This is a genomic window from Cupriavidus sp. 05T313 (assembly GCF_056396665.1).
In genome coordinates this window covers 1-16,548 of sequence record NZ_JBFTLX010000035.1, presented here as the reverse complement: position 1 = coordinate 16,548, position 16,548 = coordinate 1, and the positions used below count along the sequence as shown (strand labels likewise).

The 16,548-nt window shown below is 57.2% G+C and carries 12 protein-coding genes; 8 read left to right on the top strand and 4 right to left on the bottom strand.

Features of this window, described 5'->3' with window-relative positions; all coding sequences use genetic code 11:
- Positions 1–122 precede the first annotated feature (122 nt).
- Both AC1DKD_RS11005 and AC1DKD_RS11000 read right to left on the bottom strand, forming a co-directional pair.
- Positions 123–2,072 carry an alkyl/aryl-sulfatase gene (locus tag AC1DKD_RS11005; RefSeq protein ID WP_477143276.1) on the bottom strand — a complete coding sequence of 650 codons (1,950 nt, stop codon included), beginning with the start codon at positions 2,070–2,072 and terminating at the stop codon, positions 123–125.
- Between the two features lie 89 nt (positions 2,073–2,161).
- Positions 2,162–3,067: a transporter gene (locus AC1DKD_RS11000; RefSeq protein WP_441632822.1), complete on the bottom strand. Its 906-nt coding sequence runs from the start codon at positions 3,065–3,067 to the stop codon at positions 2,162–2,164.
- A gap of 495 nt (positions 3,068–3,562) precedes the next feature.
- On the opposite strand from AC1DKD_RS11000, the gene AC1DKD_RS10995 reads away from it, so the two are divergent.
- Positions 3,563–4,336 carry a YbaY family lipoprotein gene (locus tag AC1DKD_RS10995; RefSeq protein WP_441632820.1) on the top strand — a complete coding sequence of 258 codons (774 nt, stop codon included), beginning with the start codon at positions 3,563–3,565 and terminating at the stop codon, positions 4,334–4,336.
- Positions 4,337–4,346: 10 nt separating this feature from the next.
- On the opposite strand, the gene AC1DKD_RS10990 is transcribed toward AC1DKD_RS10995, so the two are convergent.
- The gene (locus tag AC1DKD_RS10990; protein WP_441632818.1) at positions 4,347–4,541 is read right to left on the bottom strand and encodes a hypothetical protein; all 195 of its coding nucleotides are present in this window, start codon (positions 4,539–4,541) and stop codon (positions 4,347–4,349) included.
- Entirely contained in the window at positions 4,538–5,779 is a 1,242-nt protein-coding gene (locus AC1DKD_RS10985; protein ID WP_441632816.1) for a hypothetical protein, read from the bottom strand. The genes AC1DKD_RS10990 and AC1DKD_RS10985 overlap by 4 nt, the downstream gene beginning before the upstream one ends.
- Positions 5,780–6,289: 510 nt before the next feature.
- On the opposite strand from AC1DKD_RS10985, the gene AC1DKD_RS10980 reads away from it, so the two are divergent.
- The 7 genes from AC1DKD_RS10980 to AC1DKD_RS10950 all read left to right on the top strand — a co-directional run.
- Positions 6,290–6,847: a hypothetical protein gene (locus tag AC1DKD_RS10980; protein WP_441632815.1), complete on the top strand. Its 558-nt coding sequence runs from the start codon at positions 6,290–6,292 to the stop codon at positions 6,845–6,847.
- Positions 6,848–7,617: 770 nt separating this feature from the next.
- Positions 7,618–8,409, top strand: a complete 792-nt coding sequence (locus tag AC1DKD_RS10975) for a GntR family transcriptional regulator (RefSeq protein ID WP_441632813.1) — start codon at positions 7,618–7,620, stop codon at positions 8,407–8,409.
- Between the two features lie 224 nt (positions 8,410–8,633).
- Positions 8,634–9,467: a tripartite tricarboxylate transporter substrate binding protein gene (locus AC1DKD_RS10970; RefSeq protein ID WP_441632811.1), complete on the top strand. Its 834-nt coding sequence runs from the start codon at positions 8,634–8,636 to the stop codon at positions 9,465–9,467.
- 546 nt (positions 9,468–10,013) lie between these two features.
- Positions 10,014–12,371 (top strand): type VI secretion system Vgr family protein, encoded by a 2,358-nt coding sequence (locus AC1DKD_RS10965; protein WP_477111398.1) that lies wholly within the window; start codon positions 10,014–10,016, stop codon positions 12,369–12,371.
- Between the two features lie 2 nt (positions 12,372–12,373).
- A complete protein-coding gene (locus AC1DKD_RS10960; protein ID WP_477111397.1) occupies positions 12,374–14,800 on the top strand; it encodes a glycoside hydrolase family 19 protein in 2,427 nt (808 codons plus the stop codon).
- Positions 14,801–14,803: 3 nt separating this feature from the next.
- Positions 14,804–15,376 (top strand): hypothetical protein, encoded by a 573-nt coding sequence (locus AC1DKD_RS10955; protein ID WP_441632805.1) that lies wholly within the window; start codon positions 14,804–14,806, stop codon positions 15,374–15,376.
- A 498-nt stretch (positions 15,377–15,874) separates the two neighbouring features.
- Positions 15,875–16,548: hypothetical protein (locus tag AC1DKD_RS10950; protein WP_477143275.1), on the top strand; the 674-nt coding region annotated here is incomplete at its 3' end.

The following is a 16,548-nucleotide window of genomic DNA, read 5'->3' as shown; positions in this document are numbered from 1 at the left end:
GCCCGGAAATGCGCAGAAAAAGTTCCGCGCAGGCTCTCCGCCAGTGGAGAGCGCCGGGACCGGACAACTCGGCGGATGCGGACGTCGCTTCCCATATTGGCCGCCGGATCGTTCAGCGCGAATTATGGCGTCACGATATTGAAGTCAGGTCTGAACGTGTCGAGCATGCCTGCGAGTTCGTCGAATTTTTCGCCTGCGCCTTCAACCTTCGCCTTTCCCGCCTGCGACAGCTTGCTCAGTGTGGTCGCCCCGCCCAGCACGCCTGCCAGGCCGAGCTTGTTGGTCGTGATCGTGACATCCGCCTTGGGAAGCTGTTTCCCGAGCGTATAAATCAGGACCGAATTGCGCAGTTCGATCGCGTATTGCTCGTGGGTTTCAGGATTGAGCCAGTTGACATTGAGCGTCTTCCCGGCGGCCTTCCTCCCATTCAGGCGAATGCCGGCATAGTCCAGGATCATGTCGGCGGTCATCGCATTTACCGTATCGGCCGAGGCCACGCCGGAGCCCGGTAGCTTGACGGCGCCGTGCCGCAATTCCAGGGCGCCCATCAGGAATTCGTTACGCCACGTGGGACTCTCGGTCTGGTAGGCGAGTTGCTCCAGCGCGTCGGCCCCCAGCTCGCGCGCCTCCTTGTTATCCGGATCGGCAAAGACGACGTGGTTCATCACTTCCGCCACCCAGCGATAATCGCCTTCCTGGAACGATTGCCGGGCCTTCCCGATAGCGCTTTTCGCACCGCCCATGAACTCCACGTAACGCTTGGCGGCCTCGGTGGGCGGCAGCTTGTACAGGTTTGCGGGATTAGAGTCGTACCAGCCGAGGTAACGCTGGTAGACCGCCTTGGCATTGTGATTGACTGTGCCATAGTAGTCCCGGTTGTACCATTGCTTGCCAATGCTGTCGGGGAGCTTCAGCATTTCCGCGATTTCTACCGACGTGTAGCCCTGGTTGGCAAGATGCAGCGTCTGGTCGTGAAGGTACTTGAACATGTCACGCTGGTTCTCCAGGAACGGAACGATGGCGTCGCCCCAGGTCGGCCAATGGTGTTGGGCGATCACGGCCCTGGCGCGCACGCCATAGCGATTGATCGCTTCGTTGACGGTCTTCCACCATTCCCTGGCATCGCGCACCTGAGCGCCACGCAGCGTATAGAGGTTGTGGAGGGTGTGCGTGGCATCTTCGGCCATGTTGAGCATCTGGAACTGCGGGAACCAGATCAGCATTTCCGCAGGCGCTTCGGTATTGGGCGCCATCTGGAATTCCATCTGCACGCCGTCAATCGTGCGTGTCTCGCCAGTCTTTTTTACCGAATCGGTGGGGGCGATCAAGGTGACCTCGCCAAGCGAGGTGCTCTTGCCGAGCCCGCCATCGACCTGGCCTTGCGCCCCGCKCGGCAGTAGCGATCCATACATATACGTGGCCCGGCGGCTCATGGCGGTACCGGCATAGATGTTTTCGCTGACCGCTTCTTCCAGGAAGCCCTCGGGCGCCAGTATCTTTACCTTGCCAGCCTTTACATCCGCCTCGTTCACGACGCCTTTGACGCCGCCATAGTGATCCACGTGGCTGTGGGTGTAGATCACGGCCACGACCGGCTTGCGCGGCCGGTGTTGGTAATACAAGTCAAGCGCGGCTTTCGCGGTTTCCTTGCTGATCAGCGGATCGATCAGGATAAGTCCGGTGTCACCTTCGATAATCGTCATGTTGGACAGGTCGAAGCCGCGTACCTGATAGACGCGGTCGACAACGGCGAACAGCCCGTTGAACATATTGAGCTGAGCCATGCGGTACAGACTGGGGTTGATGGTGTCGGGCGCCCCCTCGGCCTTGAGAAAATCGTATGCCGGCAAGTTCCAGGCGGCGTGCTTGCCATTCTCTGCCCGAATGACCAGGTTGGGTGTGGTGCCGATGAAACCGCGCTGCGCCGATTCGAAGTCGGTCCGGTCGTTAAACGGAAGTTCCTTGAGAATGGCGGCATTGGCTTGGCGGGTCCGGTCCGTGGCGGGTTTGCCAGGCGCCGGGGCGGATTGCGCAAAAAGGAGTGCGGGGGTGCTCGCAAGGGCAAGCGCCATTGCCAGAAGGCGTCGCCGGGAACCTGGTTTTCTCTTCATGTTTATAGTTCTTTGTCGTTATCGGTATTCACGGAAAGGGTGTCGGCCCACTACCAGGCGTGGTTGTAGTTGATGGAAAACACTTTCACATCCGCAGCGCCTGCAGGCGTGCTGACGGTCTTGAGGTAGGACATCGAGACGGCATCCGTGGGGGTGAAATTGAAGCTTCCGCTGACACCAAGCTTCAGTGTGTCCTGTGCGTTGTGTTGCTTGACGCCGTTGATCCTGGTCTGCCCACCGTTGCTATAGACCATGTCCACCGCCGCCCACAGCGCGCGGTTGAAGCTGTAGCTGTAGTGCGCCTCCAGCGTCCCCAACGGTTCTTGCTGAAGCTTTCCGTGGCCATCCGGCTTGTAGTATTCACTGTTCTCCGTGTAAAGCGAAACATTGCCATTGACGGACAGCATCGAGTTGCCAAAGGGATAGTTGAATGCAAGCTGTGGCTTGACTACCCAACGATTTCCACCGAAGTTGACCGGCTTGTTCCGGTCATACTGCCCGACGGGCACGGTGAGGAAGACTGCCGCGGTAAGAAGCGTCTGTGGTGTGGCCTTGGCAAATGCCTCGCGCGTCATTGCCGGCGCGCCAAACAGGTTGGCTGCCAGCACAACGGTCAGGTCTCCCACGCCGTTCTTGCTGAACTCGCGCGAAGCCAGCGGAGCAATGGAACTATCGATGGTGGCTGTCGCCCAGCTGTAGGGCAGCAGGAACTGGATGCCGCCGGTCTTGCCTGCAACCGGAAAGGAATACGCATAGCGGACCAACGCCATGTTCATGGTGGTGTCAACACCTTGCACTGGAAGGGTCGTGTCGAGCTGCGTGTTGGACTGAACATGGTTGTAGTAGAGATAGACCAGATTCGTGTCGATCGGGAGATTGATCCAGTCCCGGGCACCATCGGCGGCCGCAATGCCAGGCAGCAGGAAAAATAACAACGCGGCGGCCGAAGGCTTCAATCGCACGGCATCGAGATGGCATTGCCATGCAGGCCTGTGTAAAGTGCGTGTCTTTGTTATATTTTTGCTACATTTCATTGCTCGTTTTCCCAGTACACAGCGTACGGGATGAACGGCTGGGGTAACGCTTTTTCGCATGAATACTCCCAATCGGATGCGAAGTGAAACTCAATACGTGATCATCAGTGGGTGACCGGTTGATTCAGGACCGAGTGAAGGGCCGTCATTGTACTTTGTGCTGCCGGCCTGATTCCCGCTGCATTGTGTGATCGCGAGTTTTGGGGAATAACCGCGAGTTTGATGCCCGGCAAAAGCGTTACGCCAGAAGTGTGTTATGTAGGCCTATTGCATCGACGTGGACGCTGCGGAATCCTGAAACGGAAGGTGCAGGCTCGACGCGTGGCATATAGTCAGCAGTTGTCCGGAAAACTACATAGTCGTGATTGCGTGAAGGCTTCACGAGTCAACCCAATGAACCCGAGAACGGAGAAAACCATGTCGAAGAACCCCGTACGCCAAACTCTTGCAGCGATCGTTGCCGCCCTGGCGTTGCCTGCGCTGGCCGGCACCGTGACGGGCACGGCGGCTTATCGCGAGCGTATCGCGTTGCCTCCCGATGCCGTGTTTGAAGTCACGCTGCAAGACGTATCGCGCGCCGGAGCGCCAGCCAAGGTTATCGGCCGCTCCACGCTGGATCCGGCGGGCCAGCCACCCTTTCATTTCGGGGTTGCCTACCAAGACCAGGCGATTGAACCTGGCCATCGCTACGCCGTGCGGGCGGTGATCCGGCAGCACGGCCGGTTGCTGTTCACCACCGACACGCATGTCCCGGCGCTCGACGGCAGCAATGCGCCACTCCAGTTGCAGCTGGTATCGGCTTCGAGGGGCGAGGGGAAACCATCCGCCCAGGTGCCTGACAGTCCGTTGCGCGGGACTTACTGGAAGCTCACGCGGATAGGCGATGCGCCGGTCAGCGTGGCGGAGCACCAGCGGGAACCGCACCTGATCCTTGCCACCGACGAAGCGCGACTGTCAGGCAATGGCGGCTGCAACAGCCTGATGGGCGGCTTTGAAGTCGATGGGGACCAGCTTCGCATCAAAGGCCTGGCAGGCACCATGATGGCCTGCGCACAGGGCATGGCCCAGGAAACGCAGATCCTGCGCGCCCTGGAAACCGTACGGCGCTATCGCATCGCGGGCCACCAGCTCGATCTGCTCGGGGCCGACAATGTCGTGGCGGCGCGCTTCGAGGCCGTGGCGCAGCGCTAGAAGAGGCTGTTCATCGGAAGAGTGTGACGAGCGTGACTTCATCTTTGCGGGTCGCAGTGCGCATCTGTTGATGCTGTGCCCATGGCGGGCGGAGCACGCAGTTTGTCACCAGGATGGTAGCCACGGCCAGGCCGAGCCCATCGAGAGCGAGAAGTGCTCCGAGGCCGGGGACGATGCGCACAAGGGCCTTGGTGCGCGTAGTCATCTAAGGCCCTCCGCCGCAACACGCTCGGCGAGCGCAGCCCATCGTTTCGGGCTGTCTCTCACAACATGGGCATAGTAGAAGTGCCCCTCGCACTTGCCGGCGAGCATCTGGCTCTCAAGCATCGGCACCGATTCAACCAGCTCGCGCCAAGGCATTCCGGCGTAGATCGGGTCTCCGAACGGCTCCAGATCGATAACGATGGTCTTGCGGATGTTCTCGTGGTTGCGCAGGTGTGAAAGGAACCCCGCCTCAATCGGTGAGCCCACCAGTACCAAATGGTCGATCACGTGGCCGGCACGGGCATATGACCATGCGGTTTGCGCGGCCAGGAGAGAGCCGTAGCTGTAGCCGATCAGGTTGAACTGCGGAGCCTCCATCGCTATACCGCCCGCAATCGTCCACTCGCTGTCGTCGCGCGAGCGGATCGGCATTCCCGAATGGATAGCGTCAAGCAATGTGCCAGCGAATTCGTTTCCATTTGGCATGGCTGCGCCAGCGGCATGGGTCAGYCCAGCGAAGCAGTGCGCAATCCCCGCCTTCCGGAACGCATCGAGCAGCGGCTGAACATATCCGCCGTCCAGCTCGGCACTGCCCCAATACAGCGTGCCGCGGGGCTGTAACAGATAGACCTTGACCGGCGCCCGGTCCTCGATAGGCGTATGTTGCACCTTAACCGTCTTGATCGGCCGCATCAGGCGCCCGGCCCCCAAGATTTCGATCTTCATGGTCGATGCGGTGTCGCTGGCGACGCGCTCACTCATCCCCTGTTCGTCAGTGCGGCCGTCAAACGTACCCAGCTCACCGATGAGGCGATATCTCACGCGCGCCAACGGTTGCCCCGTCTGCTCGTTGATGAGCTGGATCTGTTGGTCGTACTGCGGGTTGGATGCCGCAAATATGCTCTGTGCGGGGGAGATGGCCGCGGGTGCGCCATTGCGTGCGCCCATATCGTCGAACCATTTTTCGCCGGCAAGCAGAGCAACAATGCGCGGCGGCGTCGGGCACCGGCACAGGACAATATCGCCGTCCAGGGCAATCTCGCCCATGAACTGCATCCGGCGTGGCCCGCCGGCCTTGGCAATCGTGCCAGTGCTCTTGCAGGCTTCGCAGTATGCCTGGCCTCCGATCATCGCTGTCTGGCGAGCGGGATCGCCAAAAGTGCAACCTCGGCCTGGAGAGGGCAGGATCCTGCCACCATCCTCCAGTTCGTCGTTAACGCAGGCAATTCTTCGCTTCATGGCTGGGCCTCCCAAATGCCGATGGGCCGCTTGTTCTTCTGCATACGCTCTCTCTCCGGATGGGCTATGTGCGCAAATGTAGCCCCGATTTGAGCGTAATGCCTCATTGGAATCAATGGGACAAGTACTAATTTTTTTTAGCGCCTTATAAAGAATAGCGATAGTGGAAAAAATCGTTATGAAAGATATGATTCATCCGATTCCTTTAATCATTTACTCGTCCTATCTGTGTCGTAGATTTGCTACATCCATGGAAAACAAGATTGATTGAATAGGTTATGCGAACCTTGCAATGACTGAAACACTGAAACCGAGTAAAGTATGGGCGTCTCAGCCAGATTGAGATTTTCCATCTTGACGAGTTTTGTTCTTGAAGGGAACCCATCCATATCGGATGAGATTTCCGGAGCAAATGCCAGATAGATTGGACCGGCGCGAGATCGACCGCCACGAGTCACAGGCCGTCAACGTTTTTCGTCAATCGATTTTGTCAGATCAAGGAGTGCAGGCATGGCCCTGGAAGGTTTCAAGCGAATTCAAGAATTGAGGGAAGAGGAAGCTAAACTGGGTGATAAGCTCATTGCCCTCCGGATCAAAGACAGGCAGCGGATCCTCGACGAGCTAAAAAAGGAGTTTCACGTCTTCCTCGGCGGGGAGGGTTTTTCCGTGTCGACACACGGGAAACAGATTCGCGCAAGTTACGGTGACGCCGTACTGACGCTGGATGTCCCATCCGCATCGGCTGCCTTCCTCGGGGCTATTTCCGTGCTGAAGTTGTCGGACTCACGGCTGCCGCGTCAGAAGTGGGTTCTGTCGGTCGACCCGGGCAATGTGCGGGCACCGCGCCCCACCGCGGTGGTCCAGATGCTAAGCAGCGACGAAGTCGAACGCCTGCAGGGCAGGGTAGATGAACTGAAACAAGGGCTATTGAATTTCCAGCCATGGGAATATTCCATCCAGTATTTCCGTGAAACCAATGGCGCTGGCAACGCTGCAGCGAGCAAAGGCGCGCAGGTCGTGACCACGCTGACGGAAGCACTGACAGGTATTTTGGAGGGCAAGGACTAACGGACGCGCGACCCTGGTCAACATCGGTTGCTGCCGGGGCTACCAATTGGCGCAGCAGCTCCGGGTCACCTTCATATGGGCACAGTGCGCATGCCTGGTGCTGCAAGTCGGATTTCACCCGAAGTGGGGCACTCAGCTTGATGTACACGGGTTGATGTCGATGCCGGTGAGTGGCACAAGCCGTCATTGGTTCATCTATCGGTGCCGTCGGCACAGGCTTGCCGAAATGGTCGGGCGCCAGCGCGATCGGAACCGGCGGCAACCAGTCCGCACAGACCGGCGGCGACCGGGCGGGGCCAGGTGCCAGCCCAGTGCATACGCCGCCCCCAGCAGCGCATGCCAGTGCGCATCGTGCCATGAGGGGTTCCGGCGCGGGCCACGCAAGTCAAATCGGTGTAGCCGTACCATTTCGTCTTCTGATGTGTATCGGGCTCCAGCACGTCACACATCCCCGCGATGAGGGAGTGGACGCGAAAGCGCACTGTTGTCGATGCCAGGAAAGCTAGGCTGGACTACAACGCTACAACGCCCACACGAACCCCGCTTTTGCCGGCAACCGTCCTCCATTCGGCTAGGTCAGTCCTGTAGTCTGGGCGATACGGGGCCCCGGGTGCAGCCGCAGCGATCGAAGAAGAATATATGAAATTGATTGTCAATCGTTAGAGTTGAAAACAGAATAAAACAAAGGTAAATAGGATTATTCCTATTCTATTAGGAAAAGTACGATTTTATTCAAGTGGACTTGACTTGTTGTTTGATAGAAGAATAGTATGGCCAAATATTTTAGTGATTTTTATTTAATGAAATCTGTTGCCTCCTCCGGAATCCCTGCTGAATTCGATGATGCTTTGCTCGTCGGCACCTCACCGCTCTGGTCGAGAATCGCTGGTTCGCTGAAGGCGCGTATCTTGGCTGGTGAGTGGGCGCCAGGTACAGCGATTGCAACGGAGAGCGCTTTGGCACAGCACTATCGCGTCGCGGTCGGAACTGTGCGCGCGGCGATTCACGTGTTGGTGGACCAAGGCATGCTCGAGCGGGCGCAGGGCCGCGGGACCTATGTGAGAGGTGCCCTATACGGGGCCTTTATGACGCGATTTCTTCGCTGTGATGATGACAGCGCAGAGCTTCCGCAGTCTCGCATCATGTCTAGGCAGGTCTTGCCCGCACCGGTCGACGTGGCCGCGAAGCTAGGGTTGGAAGAAGGCGCGCAGGTAGTGCACTTGTCACGGCAGCGCAGTTGGAAGGGAATGGTCCGATTGCTCGAGACCATTTGGCTGCCGGAGGTGAGATTTCGCGGGTTGTCCGTACTTGAACCCCGCGAATTCCCCGCTCTGTTGTATCCGTTTTACGCGGTACGTTGCGGGGTGACGGTCTGTCGAGCCGTCGATGATCTGAGCTTTACCAGGCTAGGCGGACGCGAAGCGGAACTGCTTCGTGTGGCTGAGCACCACCCGGCATTGTCGGTAACTCGTGTTGCGTTCGATATGGCGGATAAGCCTGTGGAATATCGCCTGGCCTTGGGTAACGGAGACGAGTTTCAGTACCGCACCGAGACTCGTTGAAGGCCTGTCAACCCCGATGGTGTTAAGCGGGACCTTCGCGTTATAGCGGCCCGCTCGGGAAGTAGCCGCAAATTGATTGGAGACCTATGCGATTCGCAGTCTGTGCATCTATAGCCGTGCTTTGCTGTGGCCTGATCGGTAGCCACGCGCAAGCGACGGCATGGCCGACGGAAAAACCTATCCGGTTAGTCGTGGGCTATCCACCGGGCGGAGGTGCTGATGCAATGGCACGCCTGCTGTCGCCTCTTCTCAGCCAGGAACTGGGGCAAAGGGTCACGGTCGACAATCGCCCTGGCGCTGGGGGTAGGATTGCCGCGGATCTGGTCGCAAAAACGGATCCGGATGGCTATACGCTGCTGCTGGATGCATCATCGTTTGCGATCAACCCGGCCCTGTACAAACGACTGCCTTATGACCCCATCGGATCGTTCGTGCCGGTATCGTTGATTGCCTTGTTCCCGAACATCCTGGTCGCGAATCCTGGTTTTCCTGCATCCTCGGTGGGTGATGTGGTGTCATTGGCTCGCAAGGAGCCAGGTCGAATTGCCTATGCATCAGGTGGGAATGGGACCGCACAGCACTTGGCTGGTGCGATGTTTGCGCAGTCCATGGGAATCGAGTTGCTACATGTCCCCTACAAGGGCGGCGGCCCGGCCTTGGCTGACGTCATTGCCGGTCAGGTCCCGGTCTTCTTCGCCAACACGGCCTCCGCCTTGCCTCATATCCGCGCCGGAAAGCTCCGCGCGCTTGCCGTGACCGGCGACAAACGTGTCGCAGCCCTGCCCGGCACGCCGACCATGGCAGAAGAGGGAGTGATGCGCTATGAGGTGTACGAGTGGAACAGCGTGTTTGCTCCTGCCGGCACACCACCCCACATCGTACAGCGTCTTTCGGAAGCGATTCGCAAGGCAATGAGCGAGTCCGAGAGCCGGGAACGTGTGAGTAACCTCGGCGGTGCGGTCGTGGCAGGAACGCCATCGGAAGCATCTCGGTTTATCAAGGTGCAGATGACCGAGTGGGAGAAGGTCATCAGCCGCGATCGAATTCAGGCCGATTGAATTGTGTTGCAGTCGCGAGGTGGCGCCGTGAGGAGAATCAGGAAACTGGCCGCAAGGATTGCTATGGTGTGCGCAGATAGCGCAATACCAGCCCCCGGTTGTTGCGCTTCATCTGGCGATAATGCAGCCGGCCCGGCGCCGAGGCGATCCATGCGCAGCGCGCGTGCGCGTTCGCGGCGGGAAAGAATTCCAGCGTCTCGGTGCCCTCGAGTATGGCGCGCGCCTGCTATGGTGCGGATTCCTGTTTCGTACAAGTCGATGATCATCCGGCGATGATCAACCATCCCCGCTAGCCGGCCTCCCATCGGCTGTCAATACCAAACGGGCCTTGTTTAACCGAGGCTCATCAACCGATGGAAATGCGTTGGCTATCTGGCTCTCCAGGCTCCCCCGCCATTGGAAAACGCTTCGTCAGTGGATGGCGCCAGATTCGGACTTGTCCGATAGACAGCCCTTGATGTGGTGAGCTAGCCTGTTCCGCTAGATGGCACTGGCACACGCAGCGCGTCCATGCCGATCAACGAGAAACCGGATTTCACTGCCGCCATGCGAACCCTCATTGACGTTTTGCAGCATCCGAGTGCCAGGCTGACCCAGCACCTCGGTCTCTCGGTAGCCACGCTCACCTCGCCGCTGGATGTTCTGGAGTTCCGTCTTGAGGAAGGGTTCAACGAAACCTACGTGGCTGACATCACCGTCACGTCGATCGACAAGGCGATCGACGGCGCGGCCTGCGTGGGGCGTCGCTCGACCTTTACGATCGACGAACGCGCCGCGATCCCATCGTTGCCGGGTCTGGTCGACCCGGTAGTCAGTCCTGCACGCACGGTCAATGGCGTGGTGACGCAATGGGAGCGTCTCAGCACAAGCCGTGACGAGTCCACCTACAGGCTGCGCATCGAGCCACGTGTTGCCCTGTACAGGCAGGTGTACGACTCGGGAATCTTCCTGGACAAGACGCTAAAGGAACTGATCGCCGAGTCGATCATCGACCGCCACCTGATCGAGTCATTCGACGTCGAGTTCAAGCTGGAAGGCGTCGAGGAGCGCTTTGAGCAGACGGTCATGTACGAGGAGACCGTCTGGAACTTTGTGTCGCGCTATTGCCGGCGCGCCGGCATCTTCATCTACTTCAAGCAGGGCCGCAAGGGAGACGGACCACAGCGCGACACGATCGTATTCGGCAACTCGCCCCGCGGCTACGTGCGCGCGCTCGAGGTGCCGCTGATGCCGGTTTCCGGCCTCTCGGGCAACTGGCACGAGGCGGTGCTGTCGATCAGTCCGGTCCGCAAACTGGTGCCGGCCGTGGTCGAGTTACGGGAGCAAAACTACCGTACGCCTGGTGATCCGCTGAAGGCCGAGTCGTACGTCGCGCGCGACGACCACTCCGTGTACGGCAGCGTGAACCGCGGCACCGAGCACCACCACACGGCAGAGGTCGGGCAGATGCTGGCCGACGCCAGACGCGATGAACTGATCGCCCGGCAGACCACGTTCAGGGGCACGAGCAACGTGATCGGCATGATGCCCGGCATGGTGGTGCGCCTGACCAACCACAAGATGCCCGAGGCCGAATACGGTGTCGTGATCACGAAGCTGGTCACGACAGGCAGTCGCAGCCAGCCGGTCATCAACACGTTCGAGGCAACGCCCTCGCATCTGACGTATCGCCCTGAGTACGTCCCTGAGCGGGACTGGCGCAGGATCGGCGGCACGCTGGTCGCCACCATCGAGTCGGGCGACGACGGCCCTTACGCGTGGCTGGACGAATACGGCCGCTACCGGGCACTGCCGCATTTCCAGCGCCGCACGGGCAAGCGGGGCGTGAACACCATGCCGCTGCGCCTCATGCGCCCAAGCGCGTCATACCAGGGCGGCTTCCATTCGCCGCTGCTGCCGGGCACGGAGGTCCGGCTCGAATGCACCAACGGGGACGTGGACCGCATGTATATCGCCGGGGCGCTGCATGACTATGCGCACCCGGACATCGTACATGGCAAGGCGGGCTGGCACAGCCGCGCGATATGGCGCTCGCCGCTCCATGGCGCGAAGATCCGCTTCGAGGATCTGAAGGGCCACGAAGGCGCGAAGGTCGCGACGGTCTACATGAAGTCGTCGGTCAGCCTTGGCTATCTGGTCGACAGCCAGAAACAGAAGCGCGGCGAGGGCTTCGAGATCAGCACGCAGGGCTGGGGCACCGTGCACGGGGCGAAGGGCCTGATGCTGTCAGCCGACGGCTTGTCGAGCCCGAATGCCCCGCAGCTTGAGATGCAGGCGGCGCTCCAGGAGCTTCAGTTGGCCCTGAGCCGCGTGACCGCGCTGGTCGACACCACCACGCAGGCGAAGGCCGTGCCCGCCGACAAGGCGACCCAGGCGAGCCTGAAAGACGCGCTGGACCAGCTCAAGAGCGCAGGGCTGATCGCCAGCGCACCAGGCGGCATCGCGCTGGTGACCCCACAATCGATCCAGCAGGCCGCCAGCGCAAACGTGATGGTAAGCGCCGGCAGGCACGTTGACGTGAGCGCGGTAAAGCGCTTCACGCTGGCCGCCGGCGACCTGATCTCGCTGTGCGCGCACAAGCTCGGGCTGAAGATCTTCGCGGCGAAGGGCAAGGTCGAGATTCAGGCACAGAGCGACGCGATGGACCTGTTTGCCGACAAGCAACTGCGGGTGGCAAGCGCCAGCGCCGACGTGTTGGTTACAGGGCGCACGAAGACTGTCATGGCGAGCGGCGGCGCCGCGCTTACGATCGAGAACGGCAATGTCGTGTTCCACTGCCCGGGCGATTTCAAGATCAAGGCAGCATCGTTCACGTTCGAAGGCCCTGCTAGTGTCAATGCCCCGTTGCCAGCGCTTCCAAAAAGCAATTTCAATGCAACGAATTCCTACAACATATCGCGCTAAACATGCTCATCAGCCCTCCATTCCTTCCCGCTTCGGGCCTGACGTCTGACGGCATGTCCGCCAGTTCCGGCGATGTGCCGAAACGATATCCAGTTGATCCCATGATGGACGAAGTGGACGGATACGAACTGGCACACGGCATCTATCCGGTTGCCTTTGATCGCCGCTGGCATACCGGCGTACATCTGTATCCCAGTAACCAGAATCTTGAGGTGCGGGCAATTGCCGACGGTGAAGTTGTGGCATATGGCGTGAGCCAGAAGCCGATCAGCGATGGTGTGCAAAAAGCGGATGGAACGCCTGAACTGAACAGCAATACGGGCTTTGTGCTGCTGAAGCACACGACAGAGACCGGCAACGGTCGCAAGCTGACATTCTATTCGCTCTACATACATTTGATGGATCTGGACGAGCAGAACAGCCGAGGTCTTCCGCCGATCCCGGCGCCAGCACACTACGCGTTTCCATCCTGGCTGAAGCACTCTACAAAGGGAGCCGTTTCCGGCGAGGGACAGAAAGTTTGCAGAAAAGATGTCCTTGGTTACGTGGGCAAGTGCCATGGCATTCCGTACCTGCACTTCGAGATTTTCATGATGCCGGATGACTTCACCGGACCCCACGGGTATTTCGATGCAACCCAGCTAGGACAGCAGCAACTAGTCACATCTACGACCTCAGATTGTTGGGGAAGTACGTACTATGTGATTCGTGGTCCGAGCACCTTCCTGCCGTCGCCGGTCAATCCTTCGCCCGATGGTAACTCCAAGATTCACGGCATAACGTTCGCTGGGCAGCAGGCCGGAACACTTGCCGATGGCCAAACCTTGTATGTCGAGGCGTTTTTCGACCGCGGCCAGCGCTACACCCGCTCATGGCTCGATATAGGAGACGGAACACCGCTCCGACCGCTGACACTTGATCCCATGCCGGATGCGTACGCGGATTATGAGTACGATCTCTTCAAGCGGGCAACGGCGTTGTATCCCGCTTGCCCTGCGGACGGCTATGAAATGCAGCGCTTCGGGCGGGTTCTTAATCCGTCGATTACGTTACAGGCTGCCGGCGATCGCCGCACTTGGATTTCCGTGGTATTCGACACTGATGGCAAAGCGGGCTATATCGATATTAGCGACCATAAGGTTATAAAAACCTCTGACGCTGATTTTCCGTTCTTCATGAACTGGAGAAAGGTCAGTGACACTAACAGCCCATTTGACAGTGATGCGCTGTGCGATGTCGATGCCTTGAAGCAATTGCTGAACGATGTTAATGCGTCTTCCGCCTCCACCACCGCTCCGGCAGCGACTGTTACAAGCGCGTCGTCTGTGGTGCCCAACCCGAAGGAATGGAGCAAGGACGATGAACTGCGCGGCTATGTGATGGCACATGATGTTCGCGCCAAGCTGCGTGGTTTTGTATGTGAGGCTCCAAGCGAGTGGGATAGTAAAAACAATGAAACACGATACGCAAAGATCACGGATCAAGGTGGATTTTACGAAAATAATCCTGATGGGTATAAGAAATTTATCGATTTTCAGGTGAGATTACAATTCTGGGATGCAACAGGACTCCCTCCAGCACAGAAACTCTGGTTTTTTCACCCACTTGAATTCATCCGCCATTTCAGGAAGTGCGGGTGGCTGAACATCCGAGAACTGGCTCAGGCTATTCCAGCTGGATCGAATCGCACGATTCAATCGTTATCGAAAATTTTTAAAGATGGACGAAACGATAACAGCGGTCGTGTGGTGCGACCAACCAATCTTTATCCTGCGATAAGTGTCTGTATGAATAGATATGGAATTACATCGAAGCCAAGAATGGCAAACTGGTTTGGGCAAACGCTGCATGAAACAGGTCTCTATTCTTCTATGCGGGAGAATGGCTCGGTGGCTTACCTCACGAATTATTATGAGGGACGATGTCATACGCCAGTTCAAAGATTGATTGGCGGTCAGATGAAAACACTGTCCCCTCTCGGGAATTGCGATCCCGGGGACGGCGTACGTTTTTCCGGAAAAGGGATGATTCAGCTGACGGGTGGGGATAATTATCGAAATTATAGCAAATATCGTGGTGGTGCGAATTTCGCAACTGACCCAGGCCCGGAAAGCGTGATTGCAGAGGCTTATAATGCTTGCGATGTGAGCGGATATTATTGGGCCAGCAAGCAGAGATACCGTTATAACGAGAATCACGTCCTTGTTCCGTTGGGGAAATTAGGCATTAATTATTGGGTCGAAAGAGTATCGTTTGATGAGGATATTGACTCGACAGCGTTAGCCAGTGCGATCAGAAATGTCACGCTTTGCGTGAATGCGCAGGCGGTTGGGTTTGACGAACGACTAAGGCTCACAAGACACGCGTATTCGTATCTTTCCGATATGGTCGATGGATTTTCAGTTGACTTCAAGCTGATAATGGATTGATTGATGAAATTATTCTATTTTGCCGTGCTTGCGCTGATGTGTGCGGTTTCATCCTCCACCGCATTTTCGGAGTCGAGGTGTAATTTTGAGTTGCCTGAGAGCAGGGAATTTAAATTTAAGATGATTTCTGATTGCTATTATGAAATAGAAAACCACACTAATTATGGTGGGGATAATTATCTCTCCCTTGATGATAGGCATGGCATTGATTCCGTGATATCAGATGCTGACAGATTATACTTGGATGATGGGAGGTACTATTTTTCATACGAAGAAATCGATGGCCAGAATTTTACTCGACACCAGATAGAAAATTATCCGGCTCGGCACGTATTTGTCAGTGGAATGGAGGGGTATATAGGTGAGTGGGTCGGATTTATGCAGATGCTGCCTAAATACAAGAGGAATGACGGCTATTCACTGACCGCAAAATGCGTATCAATTGCGCTGGGCGATAAAAAAAATGTCCTGACAACAAAATTTTGCGCTCCAAATACATCTTCGGGGAATATTTTTATTAAAAAATATGAGGCTCTAATTTTGAAAGCTAGGCTTGCCAAACAAGTAGGTCAGTAGAGAGTGATGACGTACAACCCATTGTGTTATGCACATCTTTTGCCCAATTTCCGAGCACATCGTTAGGAGGCTCATTGACAGAAGGGTTTCCGGGCTGCGGTGGCCGCACAGAGTGGTGCCCGGGCGGCGTCGCTAACCGCGCGCGCGGTCCTTGGTTCTGGTTTGGCGCGGCGGGCCCGCCCAACGGCTTGCTCCTTCTCGCACTTGGTATTGCACGTGCCGGATACGAGCAATCACAGCTACCGCTGTGTTCACGTCATGGTTGGCAACGAAAAAATGATGGCCCAATTAGGAGGTGTGTGTCTGCTACGCAAGCGCGAGCTTAGCCTGGAAAGTGGCTTCAGTTACGACCTTTTTATGGAAATGCTTGGGACGCTCCGTTTTATGGAGTAACCGAATTCAGAAATATTCGGAATTCATGATGAAAAATACTTCCGGAGATTTCTGGAAGTATATGTGGGCAGACAATGCCTGCTCCACTGAGATAGGAAAGGATCCATGATTCGGCGCATTATCGCAGCATGCGGGCTGCTTTTATATTCGATCGCCTATGCGCAATCGGCAACTGACGCGGCTCGTCTTCGCAGCATCGGAACTAATCGTACTTCTTCCAAAGTGGAGGAGCAATGTGGCATGTCATTGAGAACTCCGGCTTTGAAAAGCGTCTCTGATCAAGTGATTGGGTTCGGGTGCACCAGTTCATATAAAAACAAGGACTATGCCGTCATGGAAATGGATTTTCAATACGATCCGAACTTCGACCCCCGTGGGGGCGATAGCGTTGCCTTCATCGTCGAAGAGATCGGAATCGAAAGAAAGTTGACTGCTAAAGGTCACAGCGTATTCCGATTGAAACCCGGAGATAGCCTGCCGACGCTGGTGATGAGTTCAGCATACCAAACATCAAACTGCGGTGACCCGGCAATAAAAACCGAGGTAAGGCCGATCCAGGGCAGTAACTGGCATGGCTGGATCGCTGAGGAAACCTTTGCCAAAGCACGTGGACGTTGCAAGCCAGAGAAGGAGTACACATCACGCTATCGCTGCGTTCATGTCATGGTTGGCAACGACAAGATGACGGCCCAATTAGATGCCGTGTGCCTGCTACGCAAGCGCGAGCTTAGCCTGGAAAATGGCTTCAGTTACGACCTGTTTATGGAAATGATTGGGAC